Origin of the sequence: Paenibacillus sp. YIM B09110 (assembly GCF_037167145.1) — a bacterium.
GTDB lineage: Bacteria > Bacillota > Bacilli > Paenibacillales > Paenibacillaceae > Pristimantibacillus.
Genome location: NZ_JBANSP010000005.1, coordinates 434,856 through 453,230, shown reverse-complemented (window position 1 = coordinate 453,230; position 18,375 = coordinate 434,856). Strand labels below are relative to the sequence as shown.

Sequence of the window (18,375 nt, the reverse complement as noted above, 5' to 3'; positions counted from 1 at the left end):
TTGAGACAGATAGAGATAAAAAGTATCTCTATCTTCCAAGGTTGGCGGCGAAAGTGAGCATACGATGGTGCTGCTGAGCGGAATAGAGCTAGAATATAGCTCTATCCAACAAACTGTGGTGTGTTGAAGACAGATAGAGATAGAAAGTATCTCTATCTGCCAAGATGGGCGGCGAAAGTGTGCATTCGCATACGGGAGCGGCAATCGAACGCAATAAAAAGGAGCGTGCCCATATCGGCACGTTCCTTTCCCCGCTCTACCCCTTGAAACCGGAGACGAAGAAGGCGTATTGGACGAACTTCTTCACTGACGGGCGGGCTTTGCCGCTGTCCGGGTCAAGAGGGGTGGTGTCCTCCTTGGACGGCTTGGCGTTGACCTCGATCAGCCATACCCTGCCCTGCGTGTCGATCGCCAGGTCGATACCGAGCTCGGCATAGTGGCCGACGATCTGCGATTCAATCCCTTTGGCGATCAGCAGCGAGGCGCGCCGCAGCTTCGTCAAGCCGCCTGCCGCCGAGGACGAGCCCGTTCGCGCCAAAGCGGCCTTGACGGTGCTGATCGTTCCGCCCCGTGCTACGTTCGAGACGAATTGATTATTGTCGGCAATCCGCGCAACGATCGAAGTAACGGTCCATTGCCCGGTCTCGCCCCGCTGGACGAGCGACCGGAAGTCGAGCGGCCGGCCGCCCACCGACAGCAGCTTCAGTCCGCGCTGGATCTGATGCTCGCTCTTCTTCAGCTTGGCGGCAAGCGAGCCGTACAGCTGATCCAACGTTGCGAAGGTTTGCGCACGAATGCCGGTCACATTGTTCATATTGCTCGTATAACCAGTCTCGGGAAATTCGCTCCGGTACACCTTCACGATGCCTTTGCCCAGGCTTCCGTTAATCGGCTTGATAAAGACAACATCGTGTTTGCTGCACATCGACTTCAGCAGCTTAGCCCCCTTCAGCGGATAAGACTCAGGCAGGTAGGCGCGCAGCGAAGGCTCCTTGATTAGAGCTCCGAATACTTCCGTCTTATTCAAATATTTCTCATTGAAAAATACGGCATTATGCCGTTTCTTCGCATTTCTCACGAACCTCTGCACGACCGGCAGCTTCTCTTTCTTACGGGACGTAATTCGGTTATAGATGACATGGGGGACGGGAAAGCGCCCTCGCACCCATTTATCCGTGTAATGCCACCCCTTAACTGCATCGCCCGTGCTGACGATATCTTCCCCTGTGAAGAAGAAGATGGAGGCTCCATAGCTTTTGCACAGCTCGGATAGCTCTTGGCAGAAAGTCGTATTGGGACCGAACGGCAATACGGTCGAGTGCCGGTTAAAGCGGCTGACAATGACCCCGATAAGCGGACCCAGCTGCACCGTCTTAGAGGAGCTTTTATAGTTGAAGCTTAGCACCTGGTCATGTACGACGCCCCATCTGGCGGCAAGCGCTGCATCGATTTGCAAGAAGCTGCCGTCAGGCGATGGCTCAGCCGTTATCTCTTGCCTGGCCGAGCCGAACGATAATGTCAGGGGCGTGCGAAAGGGGATGCTCCATTTCTTGGCATGTGCTTCGCAAAGCAACAGTATGGGCTCGCCTGCTGCGAACTCTTCCTGAGTGATGCGCAGCGTTACCTTTGTACTATTCATGAATACTCCTTCCCAGCACCGACTTGTTCAAACGATTCCTCTGCAAGACAGCGGAGTCGTTTAAGGCCGATATAGCAGCCGGCAGGTGCTGTTAGGCGGATGTAGATCGGATAGCGCGAACGGACGCCGCGATCTGACCGTACAAACGCGGGTTTGAATGATAGCGGAACAGCTGGTATTGAGGCTTCGTATTGGCTTCTACCAGCCATATTTTGCGTTCCGTGTCGATAGCGATATCTAGCCCAAGCTCGGCAATCTTCGGAAAATGCTCCTTCATCGCAGATGCGATCAACAGCGATATATCCTTAATTCGCAAATACCACTCCTTGCCTTCTTCCTTCGATACGCCAAGCGCGTCGTATAGCCGAATGGCTTTGCCGCCATTGCTATGGTTAGTCACGAAGCTGTTCGGTGCGGCAACCTTGCCCATAATGCCGAAGAAACGCCAATCTCCTTCCGACTTAAGATGCAGCAGAGCGCGAAAGTCGATCGGTTTGTCTTCAATCTTAATTAGTTCTATGCCTTGCTGAACGATATAGCGCTTATCGCCGATAAGATGCTTTAGCTTCAGCGCAGCCAGCTTCTTGCTTGGATATTTATGTGTGTAGGAAGCGGTTCGGATAATATAGTCTTCTTCCTCGTGCGATACCTTCATTACGCCTTGCCCTTTCATCCCTAGATCCGGCTTGAGGAAGAGGACGGTATATTTATCGATCATTTGGATAAAATTTTTCGGCGTGAACAGCATCGTGTCGGGCAAATATTCCCTAAGCAGCGGTTCACTCCAAAGCGACTCATGCTTTAGCCACTTTCTTCCGGGATACCTGATCTGTTTGGCCTTCATGGTGAAATCTCCTCCGTGCTTCGCGTAAAAGCGACTGTACGAGCGTGCAATAGGCTTCGATCGACGTCCTTTATGTTATTCGCACAGCTCCCAATGCGTACCTATCCACTGTCGCATTCATGAATTGGGTTATCGCCTAAGGCTCGCCGGGGGGCGAATCTCATAGGATAATGTACGGCTCCAAGCTGCAAGCCATTAGCTTCCAAGCAGAAGAGCAGATTGAGACAGGAGAGCGAATCCATCATGACAAAAATATTAGGCATAATGACGCATCGGGTGTCCCGTCCGCAAGTGTTCAGCCGCCATGCCAAGTCGGCAATCGCGGAGAAGTTCGACGGCTTGCTGATGTACACGCCAAAAGACGTGAATATGAAAAAACGGCAGATTAGCGGCAGTCTATATAAGAACGGCATTTGGTCAAGAGCGAAGGTCCCTTTTCCGCCAATAAATCTTGACATCGGCTTCTACTCGCCTGAGGATATGCACAGAGCAACGATCGTGAAGAAGAGCAGTCAACTGCCTTTCACGGGCTATGGTCTCGGCAACAAGTGCAAAATTCAGAGTCATCTGGTGCAGTCCTCCTATTTGAAGCCCTATTTGCTTCCAACAGAACAAGTGAAGACAGCCGAAGCATTCGTCGCCTTCGCGAAGAAGCATGAGAGTGTCATGCTGAAGCCGATCAACGGGTGGGGAGGAAGAGGGATCATTCGCGTCACCCTTCATAAAGATCATTTCACCGTACAGCGGGACGGCAAGGACAATCAGCAGCTGCCGCGCGCGGAGCTAGCGAAATATGTTCGAGGCGTGCTGGGGAGCGGCAGGCATCTCATGCAGAAGTGGATTGATATTCGCAATACGAAGGGAAGCGTATTTGATATTCGCGCTCTTTTGCAGAAGGATGGGGCGGGAGATTGGCAGACGAGCGGTATGGCGGTACGTGAAGGGAAACGAGGCAAGATTACATCGAACATCAAAAGCGGCGGCGACGCCTACGGCGTTTCCCAGTATCTCACAAATGAATTCGGTGCTGAGATGGGGGAAAAGCTTACGGAAACGGTGACGGAGATCGCAGAGTACATCCCTTCGTTCTTGGAAAAATCGTACAAATCAAGACTGTCAGAATTAGGGATCGACCTTGCGGTCGACAGGAGCGGCAAGCCGTGGCTGATCGAGGTTAACATAAAGCCCGGGAAGATGATCATGAAGCGGGTTTACGGGCAGAAGGCATGGGAGCAAAGCCTGCATATCGGTTATCAATACGCTCGTCAATTATTAGAAAAATAAGAAAATTTTCGCCCGAAATCGCTTTCATTAGGAGACGATGGACGGCTTACATATGGAATAGGCTTACAGGAATAAGGCCGTTGGTTAGATATACCAAGGAAAAGGAGGCGTAAATCTTGCTATTATAGGGATACATCTCAACGAGGGAGCTGATAGATGGATGAAGAAGAAGATTATCGTATTATCGTTGGCACTATCTCTAAGCGCGACGGGCGTTGCATTCGGCGCAGCAAGTTCAACGAAGGCGGACGCTGTAGCCAAATACAATAAGTATATTAATGCTGACAGTTATGTAAAAGATGAATTGTATAACGTAGCAGACTTCCGAGCCAAATACGCAGGACAATCGGGCACGCTAGCATATAAGCTTGTAGAGCGGGCAATATGGTATATGGAAAACGGATATTTCGTTTATGGTCATGGAAGCAAGGCGTATGCTAAATACGGCTACGAGGATTGCTCTGGATTCACAAGTCTCGTATACGGCGACTTCGGCTATAGCATTACCGAAACGTCCAAAAATTATGACAGCGTCGGCACCAAAGTAGCAGGCGTAGGCAAGAAAAAAGTGAACGGCAAATGGCAGCTGACTGGTATTGAAAATTTAAGAATTGGCGATTTGCTGACATGGCAAACAACCGACCATATTATGCACGTAGCGATCTATATGGGTACGAATCGTGATGGACAGCCTGTCGTAATCGGTACGCGCAGCGATGGCAACCCAACCGCGCTTGGAACGGTAGACAGCTGGTCCTACTGGTGGGGAGAGAACTTCCATTCGGCAAGACGCGTTCTGCCTGACGCCGCCTTCACAGGCATGGCAGGCAAGACAGAGCAGGCGCCAGTAATACCGAAGTCCTACATACTTCCGCCCCAAAAATCGATCCCAAAGTGGGATAGCCCTATCGTACAACAACCGGACCCGACACCGCAACAGCCGGAAATTGTCAATCCAGGGGAAGAGCAGTCGGACAAGCAGTATGTGGTAACAAAGAACGGCTGGGTTTCGCTGAAAGCGTCGGCAAGCTCAAGCTCGGCAACGGTAGGGCGACTGGAACTAGGACAAAAGGCTGAACTTGTGAAAAAGGTGAACAGCTACTGGTATCAGGTCAAAGTGGACGGGAAAACGGTCTACATTACGACGAGCAGCACGTATACGGACGTCATCGGAGGGTCGTCATCCGGTTCCACAACGCCGCAAGCGCAGAAGAAGGATTATGTGACGACCGTCAAAGGGTGGGTTTCGCTGAAAGCGTCAGCAAGTTCGAGCTCGGCTGCGGTCGGCCGTCTTGAGCTAGGACAGAAAGCGGAGCTAGTGAAGAAAGTGAATAGCTATTGGTACGAGGTCAAAGTGGACGGCAAGAGCGTCTATATTACGACAAGCGCTACGTATACGAAAGTAATCAACGAGTAGAGCAACAAGAGGAAGTGATGATGTTTCCGCCGATATCAGCGGGGCTTCATCCCTTCCTTATTTTTTTTTGACGGACAAATTATGATCTAGGCACTTATCCATACGGAGTCATTCGCCTATTCATATACTGTGTTGTGTTGCGGTCTCGACCCCGTGGGGGACCGCTCACTTTCACTTTAGGCAAAGGTCATAGAACGGAGATGAATCATGAGCACGGACATTACGATTGCCGCGGTCGGGGATTTTCTAATGAAGACGAGAATTATTAATTCAGCGAAGGTGTCAGGCGATAAGGGATACTCCTTCGATCCGATATTCGAGCCTGTCGCTTCCCACCTGTGGAGCGCGGACTTTACGATCGGCAACCTGGAGACGAACTTCGGCGGACCGAAGGCCAGCGACTATTCCATTGTTAAGCGGCATCCGAAGACGAATTGGCCGATGTTCAATTGTCCCGATCCGTTCGCCGATACGCTTAAGAACCTGGGCTTCGATGTGCTAACGACGGCCAACAACCATTGCATGGATTGCGGGATAAGCGGACTTAGGCGCACATTGAACGTTTTGGATAAGGTAGGCATCGCTCATACGGGAACGTTCCGTTCACAGAGTGAGTCGCAAGAAATGCTTATTCATGAGGTCAAGGGTATTAAGATCGGCGTACTCGCTTATACGAAGACAACGAATCAAATTCCCGTTCCAGCCGATCATAGCTGGGCAGTCAATCTCATTGACAATGCCAAGATCGTAGCCGATCTGAAGAAGCTGAGAGCGGCGGGCGCGGAGCTTATTATTGTATGTATGCATTTCGGCAAAGAATACGGCATGTATCCGATCGAACAGCAGAAGACTCTCGTTCCGTTATTATTTAAGAACGGAGCCGATATTATTCTGGGCGCGCATTCGCATGTCATTCAACCGGCTTTATTTGATGAATCACGAGATATATGGGGCGCGAGCAAACGCAGATTCGCGATCTATTCCCTGGGCAACTTTATTTCGACGAGGCTGTATTACAATGACCATACGCTGACGGGTCTTATTACGCACATTCAAGTTCGTAAGAACGACAAAGGCAAGATCGAGATCAGAGGCGTAGAATTCATACCGACGTGGACACGAATTACGCGAAATGGGGCGAGAAGCAAGTTTCGCATATTGCCGCTGGCTGAGACGATTAAAGCGCAGTCAGGAGGCAGCAGCGAGCTGATCCGGATGAAGAAGATGCATGAGCATGTGAAGCGGCATCTGAAGCGCAGCTCCGACGCGCCAGAGCTGAAGGTTATTTAAAAATAATATTACCCTATTAAAGCATGGTCTTATTTACCGCGCTTAATAGGGTAATATCGTTTTATGCCCTTAATGGCTATGATTGCGTTTTCGGAGAACGTTTACTTAATGACGCGTCTCGCAACGACGAATCTGTCTTTGTAGTAGCTGCCGCTGTAAATGTTGGAGATGACAACGTCTTGGCTGACACTTGCGTTGTGGATCATTTTACCGTCGCCGATGTAGATGCCTACATGACCAACGTCGCTTTTGTTTTTCGAGCCGCTATTCCATGTGAAGATCAGATCGCCTTTCTCGAATTTGCCCCATGAGACCTTCGTTCCAACCTTTGCTTGAGCGTCGTCGTCTCGATTAACGAGTGTTACGCCGACATTCGCAAGTCTGTATGCCAAGTATGTGAAACCGGAACAGTCCGTTTTGTATGGAGGCTTGCTCTCTTGACGCTGATTCCAGTGTACGTAATCCACTTTGTTTTTAAGGGAAATAGCTGTTTGGACAACTTTGTTTCGTTTTGCCTCCACGGATGCAGATGCTGCGAAGCTCACATCGTGTAACAATGCCGCAGCAGGAATGCTAACCGCCATCATGAGTACCGCAAGTTTTGTTTTGAATCCTTGTTTCATTAGGGTATCGCTCCTCTTCAGTAGTGTCTCACGTATTATAAATTTAAAAAATAAGCCGCGAAAACCCTGCAAAAATTGGCATGGAAACCTACTCTATTCCTGTTGCCTTGGTGCAAGACGAGCGCTGGCGCAGGTTTGACGCGTTATGCCCAATGAAGATGAGATTGTATGAATAATTTTTTACTTGTTATCGAGCTAGCGCTATGTTAGAATGCCGCATTTCCGTTTTTTGACGGGTCAGATCAGGTAGTAAGCAGCTGTAATCAGTGATACGATTAGATAAGAAAGAGAAAATTGAAGCCAACAACTAGAGATGGGAGTGGAAGGAAATATGACAGCAGACACACAGAAAGATATAGATGGACTTAAGGAGATCGGACGCATTGTTGCGATTACGTTGAATGAGATGAAGCGGCAAGCGCAAGCGGGAATGACGACGAGAGAGCTGGATGAGCTTGGCGGACAGTTGCTGGGGAGCCACGGTGCTTTCTCCGCGCCGAAGAAGGCGTTCCAATTCCCAGGACACACTTGTATTAGCATCAATAATGAAGTGGCGCATGGCATACCGGGCAGCCGCAGAATCGAACCTGGCGATCTGGTCAATGTCGATGTATGTGCGGAGAAGGACGGATATGTAGCGGATACAGGCACATCTTTTCAAATAGCGCCTTATACGGAGGAAATCCAGAGGCTCTGCAGCTTCACGCATGAGACGATGATGAAGGTCATTTCTTCGCTCAAGCACGGGGTAAAGGTGAATCAGATTGGCAAAATGTTCGAGCAGCAGGCGAAGCTAGGCGGCTATCAGATCATCGGCGATCTGTGCAGCCATGGCGTGGGCCGAGCGGTGCATGAATGGCCGCAAATTTCGCCTCTCTATAATAAGAGAGATAAGCGGGTGCTTCGCGAAGGGCTTGTTATTACGATTGAGCCGTTCCTTTCCACCGGCGCGGATTACGTCGTTCAGCAGGCGGACGGTTGGACATTATGTTCGCCGGACAACAGCGTTGCGGCCCAGCACGAGCATACGATCATTATAACGAAGGAAGCTCCGATTATTTTGACGGTGGCTTAGCATATTGCGGGAAATGATGAAGAAGCTGTTCCAGGGCAAGTATGGTCGCCCTCGGCAGCTTCTTTTTTTTGGTTGCCAACTGTCACGTAAACCAAATGTCGCGAAAACGAACCCAGCCGAGCGACTCGAGCGAAATTCCTCGTATGGATGGGTGGAAAGCTGTCTTCAAATGCTTCCTGTATAGAAACAATAGGCTATGCGTGTTCTTTAGCTCATCCTCGATCGCCAGAAACAGCTCTTTTCGCTTCTTCGGATCGGCCTCTGACAAAATCGACTGAAGCTGCTCGCCGAGCGTTGCGTACATGGCCGGCAGCATATGCTGCTGAATGCTTTTGTACAGGTCGACGAGCCGAAGCTCCCTATGCTCGTCCAGCATGACGGCGAACAAGAGCAGATCGGCTTCGAGCCTTGCTTTCCCCTTGAAATGTTCGGCAGCAATAAGTGTTATTTCAATGGAGACACCTGCTTCCGCGCATACTTGCTGGATAAGCGCGGCATCCGCTTCATACTGCGGGATCGTCGCCAGCACAAGCGTTTCCCCGTTATAGCCGGCCTCGGCTAGCCGTACGCGAATATTGGCAGCAGTCAAGGCGGGTTTGAGTTCGACATTCGAAGCAGCTGCAGACTGCTGCGGCCAGAAACTATCCCCTTCCTCAATGACATCGCCGGAGAGCAGCTCTAATAATCGTTCACGGCTGATGGCCTCATCGATTGTTTCACGGATCGCGGGATTCGCAAGCGGACCATGCTTTAGCTCATTAACCGTTATGAACTTGCAAGTCATGCCGGACTGGCGAACCTGCTGCCACTGCTCGCTCGCCGCTTCGCTCATTCGCACATTATGCATGAGCTGGAAGCTCTCCAGCTCGGGCTCCATCAATCCGCGTTCTGTCGTCACCTCTACCGTCCATATTTCTACCCGATCGAGAAAGGCTCTCCCCTGGAAATAAGGAGCGAACGCCTCCAGTACCCATACGCCTTGTTCTTGGCCAGCCAGCTTGAAAGGTCCGGTGCCTATAGGGCTGCCGAGGAATTGCCCGCTCTCCGGGTCGCATCCGTTTTGCGGTACGATAGCGGCGCGATTCGTTGCGAGGAATGCCAAAAATGCTTCGTTCCGTTCGGATAACCGAATGCGAATTGTCGTATCATCCGGCGTCTCCATCGAAGCAATCCCGGCGTAGACCCATCCGTGAAGCCCGCTCGGGGCGAGTGCGCGGAGACGCTCCAGCGAATATTTCACATCGGATGAAGACAGCTCCCTTCCATTATGGAACAATACTCCCTTCCGCAAGTAGAAGGTCCACAACGTTCGACTCTCATCAACGTCCCACGCATGCGCGAGATGCGGCAGAATCGACTCGCCCTTCGCATCCATGCGGACAAGTCCGTCGAACAACTGATTAACAAGATGCGATTCACTCGTATAATGAATAGCCGCAGGGTCAAGGGAATGGATGCGCTGCGGAAGCGGGAAGCGAAGGATGTCGGTACGACGATTGCCCTGCACCTCGGAGTGAAAGCCGAACTGTCCAGTAAGCCATTGTTGGAAGCGGTCTTGTACGCTTGTGGATTGCTGCGCCGACTGCACGATCGCAAGCGCGCCTTGCAGATCCTGCTTATGGACAAGCTCTTGCGCCTCTTGGAGCAGCAGGGCATCAGCGCCTGCTAAGAAGGTGAGCAGAGAGCGGTTGCCCCGGCCGCGCTTCGGCTGCCATTGCAGCCAATTCTCCTGCTGCATCCGCTGCAGCAGCATGACCATATTGCGGTGCGTGCATTCCAGCAATTCGGCGAGCTCCTGCGTCGTGGCCTCTACCTCTGCTCCCTCTTGCACATGAGCGTATGCGCGCCTTAACGTTATGTAATGACGGCGTATTTTCACCAGTGAAACACTCCCGTTCTTAAAATATGAAATTTCCAGTTTCGAACTTGCACTTTTTGTTCTTGTTTTCTAGGTTACAATAAAAGGAGCTTCATCACAAATTGTGCAAAAGTAGAGGTGTAACCAATGAGAGATCCGGCGCCTTGGCAGAAGAAATACGATAGAATGGTCGTACTAGCCTGTGTATTCGGACTTCTGAGTCAATATTTGTTCATAGATACGAGAGCAGGTCTGTCCATGCTGCTGGTTGTTGCCGCTTTTTATGGACTGTTTTTCTATGCAGTGAAAGGACGAATTGGCGGCTTCGAGAAGTGGAGGGGACAATTCAGCTCAGCGTGGATTTTATTTGTGCCGATTGGCTTGCTGACATTGACCTACAGCTTGTTCGCAAATGACATTTTCCGTGTATTAAATCGATTTGTTCTATTCGCGCTCATTATCTCGCAAACGGTGCTGCTGACGAAGAGCAGCGCCCTTCCTTGGTATCGCGGGAAATTTTACAGCGAGCTGCTGTTCTTGAGCCTCATAAAACCATTCTCCTATGTGAAAGTGCCATTCGGCTTGATTGTCAGCCGGCTGAAGGATCAGGAGAAGGGTGATGCGAAGCATGCCGCGTTCAAAAAAGTCATCATCGGACTGCTGCTCGCCGCACCGCTGCTTATTGTCGTCATTACGCTGCTGGCGTCGGCAGATTCGATATTTCAGTCGTGGCTGAACAAGATTCCCGAGCTGTTCCAGCTAAGCTCTGTAGACGAATTAATCGGCCGCAGTCTGTATGGCGCAGTTGTCGCCCTTTACGCTTTTTGTTACATATGGGTGCTGCTGTTCCGTAAGTCCAGCGGAGATTCGAAGGATGCTCCGCTGCAAGCTGCAGGCGCAGGCGATCGGGGGAAAATCATGCTCGATCCCGTGACCGCAGGTACATTTCTTCTAAGTATTAATGCGGTATACTTATTGTTTGTGAGCATCCAATTCTCTTATTTGTTCGGCGCGGCAGGCGGGATGCTTCCCGGAGGTTCTGCTTATGCCGAGTACGCCCGCAGAGGCTTTGTCGAGCTTGTTGTCGTGTCTGTTATTAATGTATGCCTGCTTCTAGGAGGTCTTCATCGAATACGCCGAGCTGGCCGAGGCGCGGAGTTGGTACGGAAGCTGTCGTTGACATCGCTTATCGGCTGCACGCTCGTTATGCTCATTTCTGCTTACAGCCGCCTGTCCTTATATGAAGAAGCATACGGATATACGCAGGTTAGGCTACTCGTACACGGCTTCATGATCTATTTGACGGTGCTATGTGTCATAGCCGTGTTCCGTATTTGGAAGGAACGCTTCTCACTCGCCAAAGCATACATCGGCGTATCGATCGCGGCGTACGTACTCATGAACTATTTGAATATCGATGCGAGAATCGCGGGCAACAACATAGAACGATTCCAACAATCAGGCATTATTGATATGACGTATTTAAGCACGCTTTCCTTGGACGCAGCTCCTGCGATCTATCGATTGGAGAAGCAGCATCCTGAGCTGGAAGGCATAGACGCGGCTGTATTGAATTGGAGGCGCGAGGCAAGCTCGCATGGCAAGTGGCAGTCATGGAGCGTGGCGATACAGAGGGCTAAATAAGAGTTGGGTAAGAAAGGAGACGAGGGACCTATGCGTTTTGCAAGGCTGCGAATGACGAAGAAGAAATGGTTGATTGCAGTTATTGTCGTCATTGGATTAGGAATTCCGTTCCTATATTTCGAAAATAACGCGATCACGACGACGACATTCCGTATGCAATCGGATAAGTTGCCCAGCGGCTTCGATCGATACCGCATCGTACAGTTATCAGATTTGCATAGCAAAATGTTCGGCGATAATCAAAGCCAATTAGTCCGCAAGGTGGCAAAGCTGAAGCCTGATCTCATTGTCGTGACCGGCGACTTGGTGGACGCGAGGCGGTATAACGCGGAGACTAGTTTGACGGCGATGCGCGAGATGATGAAGCTTGCCCCTGTCTATTACGTGACCGGCAACCATGAATGGGGTTCGGGACGCTACGGCGAGCTTGAGGATGGTCTGATTGAGCTCGGCGTTCAAGTGATGCGAAATGCAGGCGAAACCATTAAGCTGGGAGATGGAAGTTTCCGCTTAATCGGCATAGATGATCCGACGTTCGACGGTAGAACATATCGGGGGAGTATAGGCGCTGACGAGAGAATACGGAAGGTGCTGGATTCATTCGATGAAAAGACAAACAACACGCAGGAGGGACCTTTCACGGTTCTGCTGTCCCACAGGCCTGAGATGTTCGCCGTCTACTCCAACAACCGAATCGATCTGACATTCTCCGGCCACGCGCATGGCGGACAGATTAGGCTGCCGTTCATAGGCGGACTGCTTGCTCCCAACCAAGGTTTGTTTCCCCGTTACGACGCGGGCAAGTACGTGAGTGAATCATCAACGATGATCGTTAGCCGCGGATTAGGAAACAGCACCTTTCCGCAAAGGGTATTCAACCGTCCGGAAATTATTATGGTTGAGCTGACACGATAGGTGGAAAAGGGCAAAAAGAGCCCCGCAGCAACGGGCTGCGGGGCTTAAAGTATTTCTATATTTCAAAAGGGGGTTGAGACTTATTATAGCCCTCTATTATTAAAGAGGGATGAAAGAAATATTTCAATACGATTACAAATTATTGCTAATGTACTGTAATGTTAGGCTTGAACTTCATTCGCAGCCGATATAAGCTGCTTCACGGCGTTCCATTCGGCGAGATGCTTCTCCAGCGTGTCGATCAACTGATCGAGCATATGCGAGAAGCCAAGCTGATCCGCGGCATCGATGTTCTGCACGGAGGCTAGCAACGAGCTGCTAAGCGGGCTATGGCTCGGTATGGACGAAATAAGCTTGTAAAGCTTCGCTTCAATTGGAGCGGCAGCAGCGGTGGCGGTCTGTGCGCTGCCTTCATGGAAGGTGATGTCCGCAGCCCCGGCCACAGCAGGGGCAGGCTTAGACTCGGCGGGCTTAGCGCGTTCCGCCTTGTTCTGCTCATGGGTCGCCCAAGTCTCGAGTAAGCCGCTGCCTGTCTTGAACAGAAGCTTCGCTTTCGTGCTTTCCGAGATCGTCTTGTCCTTGAACAGCTTTGCGATCTTCTTCACATCGCTGACCGGCAGCTCATCGCGCGCCGCGATGAGCGCAATCGGATCGCGATGCTCCATCGGCAAGTCCTTAAGCGGTAGAAGCTGATCCTCGGTCAGCTTGTCTTTCCGAATTTCTGTTCCGCTTACGATAAGCTTCTTCACGGCATTGCTGAACTTCAGCAGCTCGCACTTGTTCTTAATATACGATTCCGGCTTGCCAAGCTTGCCTGACAAATATTTGGTAGAGCTGCGGAATTTTGGGTCGTTCAGCAGCTTGTTGAACGCTTCCGCCTCTTCGATCGGAGAGAACCCTTCCCGTGTTAAGTTCTCCGCGATTTGCTCCAAATAAATTTCCAGCTCGTCCGTCACGGTGGACACGATACACGGCATAGTAGGCAGTCCAAGCATTTTGCAAGCTTTGTATCTTCTATTGCCGTAAATAATTTTGTAACGTCCGTCGTCGGTCGTTCTCACTTTAATAGGAGACAACAGACCGATTTCCCCGATGCTCTTCATAAGCTCCTGCAACGCTTCATCATCGAATTGGTATCTAGGCTGATCTTTATCCTCGTCAATTAAATCCGTAGCTATTTGTATAATATCCATATCATTTCTCCTATCGTTAAGTTAGGCTAACCTATTATAACCTACATAACGACATCTGGAAATTAAACTCAAACGATTTGCTTGCCGGTTGCCGCGATAATTGCCGCTATTTGTCCCTCGTAGCCATAGATTTTTGTTTTGTTGTCATTGATTTGCTTCGAGTAGCTCAGCAGCTTCGCGAACGAATCAAGCGTCCATTTCAATTCGCCTCTCTTAATCGCGTCCTTTACAATTCGAGTCTCCGCGTCGAACAGCTTCTTGGTGCTGCTGTTCGTGCTTTTGGCCGCCTTGATCTTCGCTTCATAAGGCTCGATACCCGAAAGCGTCTTTTTGTAGGCTGCGATCTTCTTCGCGGCAGCCGCTTTCGCTGTCTTATAGGCGGCGTCCTTGCCGCGAATTTCCTCGCGAGCGATGGCGACGGCAATCTTAAGACTGTCCACCTGGGGCTTCAGCAGCGCGACAGCCGTTTTGCTGTCGATGGACTTCGCCAGTCGCATCTGGCTGTTCTTCTTCTCGTACAGCGCGAATAAGTCAGCGTATTTGTCGCGAGTTTGGTCTGCTTCGGCCTTCAGCTTCGCAAGCTTGGAGGCGTCTACCTGCTTGATCTTTTCCTTCACGGCAGTCTCGGCTGCCGTGTTGCGGTCATGCAGCCCGATTATAAGCTTGTCCCATGACACCTCTTGCTTCTGAGTTGCCAGCAGGTCGGTATATTGCTGCTTAAGCTTGGCAGCGGTTGTCTTGTCGGCGCTCGCGGTCATTTTGTCAAAGGCGGTTTTGTACGTGACGGTGAGCTCGAACGGGGCGGCGAATGCAGCTGGTACAGCTGTGGTAACTGCGACGACAATCGCAAGCAGCATCGTGGCAAGCAGAATCGGCCATCTTGAATTCATAATCATTAATGTTAACCTCCTCGGAATTTGACCCGCGGCAGAACGCCAAAAAAAGCACCAACAAGAAAGGGCGCGAGCGCGCCTTCTCTTACGGGTGCTTCCATCGTAAGCGGGTCGGTATTTGGTTAATTTCCACCAATATACAGGACGGGCAGGAGATTCGTCAAGCGAAATAGAAATGGATTTTAAGCGGTCAACCGTCTAAAATTAAGTTCTATCGTTTGGTATATACGGGATGTCATTTAGGCTTCTATAAGAAGCTACTAGAGGAGGGAATTACGGGTGAGAAAAAATCAATTAGGAAGCTCGGATCTGCTTGTTAGCGAGATCGGTCTCGGCTGCATGTCGCTTGGAACGGACAAGCAAGCGGCAATGAGGCTGGTCGAGCAAGCGCTGGAACTTGGCGTCAACTTCTTCGATACGGCAGATCTGTATGATGACGGCTTGAACGAGTCGATCGTAGGCGAGGCCATTCGCAGCAGACGGCAGGACGTCGTTCTGGCTACGAAGGTTGGCAATCGGCGCGTGCCGGGGCAGGAGGGCTGGGTATGGGATCCTTCCAAGGCATACATCAAGGATTCGGTAAAGGGGAGCTTGCAGAGGCTTCAAACGGACTATATCGATTTGTATCAGCTACATGGAGGGACATTGGACGACCCGATCGATGAGACGATTGAGGCGTTCGAAGAGCTGAAGCAGGAAGGACTCATCCGTTATTACGGCATATCGTCGATCCGTCCGAATGTTATTCGAGAGTATGCGAAGCGTTCGAATATGGTGAGCGTGATGAGCCAGTACAGCATTTTAGATAGACGGCCTGAGGAAGAAGTACTGCCGCTGCTTGCCGAGAAAGGGATTAGTCTGATCGCCAGAGGACCGGTCGCGAAAGGGATATTGACCGGCAACGGAAGAGCCAAGGCGGACAAAGGTTATTTGGACTACGGCAAGGATGAGGCGATTCACGTTCGGGAACAGCTCTTGGAGCTGGACTTGCAGGAGCGCAGCCTGTCGCAGTCAGCGATTCGTTATGCGCTGTCGCCTCCGGCGGTCGCTATCGCTATACCGGGCGCAAGCTCGTTCGAGCAACTGCGGCTTAATGTTGAGGCTGGCAACGCTGCGCCGCTATCGGATCTTGAGCTTGAAGCGATTCGTCGCATCTCGCGCGCTAATCGTTACGAGCAACACCGTTAATAAGCAAGGCTTTCAGGCAGAAAAATGGGGCAAATCTCGTTAAAGAGATTTGCTCTTTTTTGTTGTTTACAGAACAAATGTTCTGCGTTAATATGATTTTGTGGTTATCTTTTCCAATACTTACAATCGGCTGAGAATAGGCTATCGCATGGCAGAAGCAGGCGCAAACAGCCGAGACGCGAGGCGTCGCTATATTGGAACGTTTGCTTCATTTTATGAAAGGATATCATTCGGAGACTTGGGTGAACTGATTCGCTGATTCGCCTAAGCTATGAGGAGAGAATAAGATGATTAAACGAATTGAATGCGCGTATGTCCCTGTATCGGATGTGGAGAGATCGGCCAAATGGTATGAAGAAGTGCTCGGCATGAAGCTTCGGTCAGCGATCGAGCCAGGCAGAGGGGCGATTATGATTATGGGTGACGGCGGATGGTTGTTTCTGCAGCCAAGCCCGAATATGACGCCGCTTACTTTTGCGACAACAGGCTGGACGGAAGTGGGCGAGACGTTCGAAATGTTCCCGATCTGCTTCGAAACGGACAATATTCAGAAGTTGTATGAATCGCTGCGGCAAGCTGGCTTATGGCTCGAAGCTGAGGTTCGTGATGAAGGAGTCTGCGGGCATCAGCTTAACTTCAAGGACCCGGATGGGAACAAATATCAGGTGTGGCAGCAGCCGGAGTAATCGGAAGGCAAGCGTAAGACAAGAAGATTGACTTCATTAACTGTATGAAATAGAATTACAGTATCCTTCATAGGAGGCGTTGCATCGATGAATAGTGAATTCACAGTCGCTGTTCACAGCCTTGTGCTGCTGGCTTACTTGCCGGAGCATATGGCGAGCAGCGAGACGATTGCGCGGAATGTATCGACGAATCCGACTCGTATTCGCAAGATTATGGGCATATTGCGCAAGCATGGATTTGTGAGCACGAAGGAAGGCATTGGCGGCGGATATATTCTGAATTGCGAGCCGCAGCAGGTCACGCTTGCGGAAGTATACAGAGCTTTCGGCGGCGGCGCGCTTAAGCCGCACTGGTGCTCGGGCAATCCGGACGAGGAATGTCTCGTGTCCGCGAATATCGAAGGCGTAATGGATCATTTCTTCCATGAAGCGGAGCAATATTACGTATCGTATTTGGAACAGAATACGATCCAAACGGTGCTTGAACGAATCCGGCTTTGTCAACAGAGTCAGAAGAAGTTATCCGAGCAGCCGCAGCAATCGTAACTGGAGCAGGCATAACGAAGCGGGCGCAACCGCAGCCGGTTATGGCCTACTCCCGGATATAATGTATTTTTATTTCATACAGTTACTGTATCTACAACCAATACAATAAAGCAGGTGAACGTATGTCCATAGGTAATGAACAAATGCAACACAGATCGATTCCGTTGTCAGTATTGGACGTCTCCCCCATTATAGAGGGCGGCACAGTAGCCAATTCGCTGCATAATACGCTGGATCTTGCCCGCCATGCGGAGCAATGGGGCTATAACCGCTTTTGGCTCGCGGAGCATCATAATTCGCCGAGTATCGCAAGCTCGGCAACCTCTGTCGTAATCGGCCATGTAGCTGCCGGCACATCTACGATTCGCGTCGGTGCAGGCGGCATTATGCTGCCCAATCATGCGCCGCTCGTTATTGCCGAGCAATTCGGTACGCTTGAGGCGCTATTTCCAGGGCGCATCGACCTTGGCTTAGGACGAGCGCCAGGCACTGATCAACTGACTGCGGCAGCGCTTCGCGGCGGTCGACGCAGCAATGGGCTCGACTTCCCGGATCAGTTGGAAGAGCTGCGCGCCTTCTTAGAGCCGGGCGGCTCCACGGTTAATCGCGGCGTAAGAGCGATTCCCGGCGAAGGACAAGACATCCCGATCTGGCTGCTAGGTTCCAGCGATTTTAGCGCGAATCTAGCCGGACAGCTTGGATTGCCTTTCGCTTTCGCAGGACATTTCTCTCCGGGCTTCACGGTACCGGCGATGAATCTGTATCGAAGCAGCTTCCAGCCTTCCGAAGTGCTGGTGAAGCCTCATGGCATGGTGGCGGTCAACGTAATTGCCGCCGATACGGATGAGGAAGCGATTCGACTATCGACGTCCATGCAGCAGCTATTCCTGTCCTTCGTCCGCAACCGTCCAGGCCCGCTTAAACCGCCGGTCGACAATATGGATGAAGTATGGAGCGAACAAGAGAAGGCTGCTATCCAGCAGCAGCTTGGATCGTCCATCATCGGCAGTCCCGATACGGTTAAGCGAAAGCTGGATGACTTCATAGCCGCGACAGGCGCGGATGAAATCATGATAGCGGCTCATATTTACGATCATCAGGCTAGATTGCGTTCGTACGAAATCGTCTCGAGCTTGTACCAATAAGTGAGAAAGAAACCTCCAAGTGGGCTGCAGCTGCGCAGTCGCTTGGAGGTTTCTTTTGATGTAATTGAAAAATTTCAACGACCAACCATTAGGAGAATGGATTTCATCCAATCAAAAAGAGCAATTGGCGGCGGG

16 protein-coding genes are annotated in these 18,375 nt (G+C 50.9%); 10 read left to right on the top strand and 6 right to left on the bottom strand.

Features of this window, described 5'->3' with window-relative positions; all coding sequences use genetic code 11:
• Positions 1-256: 256 nt before the first annotated feature.
• On the bottom strand, positions 257-1,639 hold the full coding sequence (locus tag V8F51_RS10885) for a YheC/YheD family endospore coat-associated protein (protein WP_337100226.1): 1,383 nt from the start codon (positions 1,637-1,639) through the stop codon (positions 257-259).
• Positions 1,640-1,730: 91 nt separating this feature from the next.
• Positions 1,731-2,483: a YheC/YheD family protein gene (locus V8F51_RS10880; RefSeq protein WP_337100225.1), complete on the bottom strand. Its 753-nt coding sequence runs from the start codon at positions 2,481-2,483 to the stop codon at positions 1,731-1,733.
• A gap of 243 nt (positions 2,484-2,726) precedes the next feature.
• Between V8F51_RS10880 and V8F51_RS10875 the strand changes: the two genes are divergently transcribed.
• The 3 genes from V8F51_RS10875 to V8F51_RS10865 all read left to right on the top strand — a co-directional run bounded on the left by V8F51_RS10875 (position 2,727) and on the right by V8F51_RS10865 (position 6,474).
• A complete protein-coding gene (locus tag V8F51_RS10875; protein ID WP_337100224.1) occupies positions 2,727-3,767 on the top strand; it encodes a YheC/YheD family endospore coat-associated protein in 1,041 nt (346 codons plus the stop codon).
• A gap of 160 nt (positions 3,768-3,927) precedes the next feature.
• Positions 3,928-5,184, top strand: a complete 1,257-nt coding sequence (locus V8F51_RS10870) for a C40 family peptidase (RefSeq protein ID WP_337100223.1) — start codon at positions 3,928-3,930, stop codon at positions 5,182-5,184.
• A gap of 207 nt (positions 5,185-5,391) precedes the next feature.
• Positions 5,392-6,474 carry a CapA family protein gene (locus V8F51_RS10865; protein WP_337100222.1) on the top strand — a complete coding sequence of 361 codons (1,083 nt, stop codon included), beginning with the start codon at positions 5,392-5,394 and terminating at the stop codon, positions 6,472-6,474.
• 101 nt (positions 6,475-6,575) lie between these two features.
• On the opposite strand, the gene V8F51_RS10860 is transcribed toward V8F51_RS10865, so the two are convergent.
• Entirely contained in the window at positions 6,576-7,097 is a 522-nt protein-coding gene (locus V8F51_RS10860) for a C40 family peptidase (RefSeq protein WP_337100221.1), read from the bottom strand.
• 331 nt (positions 7,098-7,428) lie between these two features.
• On the opposite strand from V8F51_RS10860, the gene map reads away from it, so the two are divergent.
• Positions 7,429-8,172 carry a type I methionyl aminopeptidase gene (gene map / locus V8F51_RS10855; RefSeq protein WP_337100220.1) on the top strand — a complete coding sequence of 248 codons (744 nt, stop codon included), beginning with the start codon at positions 7,429-7,431 and terminating at the stop codon, positions 8,170-8,172.
• Between the two features lie 82 nt (positions 8,173-8,254).
• Here the strand turns inward: map and V8F51_RS10850 are convergent, their stop codons facing one another.
• On the bottom strand, positions 8,255-10,051 hold the full coding sequence (locus V8F51_RS10850; RefSeq protein ID WP_337100219.1) for an ABC transporter substrate-binding protein: 1,797 nt from the start codon (positions 10,049-10,051) through the stop codon (positions 8,255-8,257).
• Between the two features lie 126 nt (positions 10,052-10,177).
• Here V8F51_RS10850 and V8F51_RS10845 point away from each other — a divergent pair, with 126 nt between their 5' ends.
• Together V8F51_RS10845 and V8F51_RS10840 are read left to right on the top strand one after the other, a co-directional pair.
• Entirely contained in the window at positions 10,178-11,674 is a 1,497-nt protein-coding gene (locus tag V8F51_RS10845) for a DUF4153 domain-containing protein (RefSeq protein WP_337100218.1), read from the top strand.
• A gap of 51 nt (positions 11,675-11,725) precedes the next feature.
• The gene (locus V8F51_RS10840) at positions 11,726-12,589 is read left to right on the top strand and encodes a metallophosphoesterase (RefSeq protein ID WP_337100241.1); all 864 of its coding nucleotides are present in this window, start codon (positions 11,726-11,728) and stop codon (positions 12,587-12,589) included.
• 161 nt (positions 12,590-12,750) lie between these two features.
• On the opposite strand, the gene V8F51_RS10835 is transcribed toward V8F51_RS10840, so the two are convergent.
• Both V8F51_RS10835 and V8F51_RS10830 read right to left on the bottom strand, forming a co-directional pair.
• Positions 12,751-13,782, bottom strand: coding sequence for a ParB/RepB/Spo0J family partition protein (locus tag V8F51_RS10835; RefSeq protein ID WP_337100217.1), 1,032 nt, complete (start codon positions 13,780-13,782; stop codon positions 12,751-12,753).
• A 68-nt stretch (positions 13,783-13,850) separates the two neighbouring features.
• Entirely contained in the window at positions 13,851-14,678 is an 828-nt protein-coding gene (locus tag V8F51_RS10830; protein ID WP_337100216.1) for a hypothetical protein, read from the bottom strand.
• A gap of 276 nt (positions 14,679-14,954) precedes the next feature.
• Between V8F51_RS10830 and V8F51_RS10825 the strand changes: the two genes are divergently transcribed.
• From V8F51_RS10825 to V8F51_RS10810, 4 genes are all read left to right on the top strand, one after another.
• The gene (locus V8F51_RS10825; protein ID WP_337100215.1) at positions 14,955-15,863 is read left to right on the top strand and encodes an aldo/keto reductase; all 909 of its coding nucleotides are present in this window, start codon (positions 14,955-14,957) and stop codon (positions 15,861-15,863) included.
• Between the two features lie 287 nt (positions 15,864-16,150).
• Complete coding sequence (locus tag V8F51_RS10820) at positions 16,151-16,549, top strand: VOC family protein (protein WP_337100214.1); 399 nt, start codon at positions 16,151-16,153, stop codon at positions 16,547-16,549.
• Positions 16,550-16,636: 87 nt separating this feature from the next.
• Positions 16,637-17,095: an RrF2 family transcriptional regulator gene (locus V8F51_RS10815; protein ID WP_337100213.1), complete on the top strand. Its 459-nt coding sequence runs from the start codon at positions 16,637-16,639 to the stop codon at positions 17,093-17,095.
• A 122-nt stretch (positions 17,096-17,217) separates the two neighbouring features.
• Positions 17,218-18,240, top strand: a complete 1,023-nt coding sequence (locus tag V8F51_RS10810) for an LLM class flavin-dependent oxidoreductase (RefSeq protein WP_442956416.1) — start codon at positions 17,218-17,220, stop codon at positions 18,238-18,240.
• The last annotated feature ends 135 nt before the right edge of the window (positions 18,241-18,375 follow it).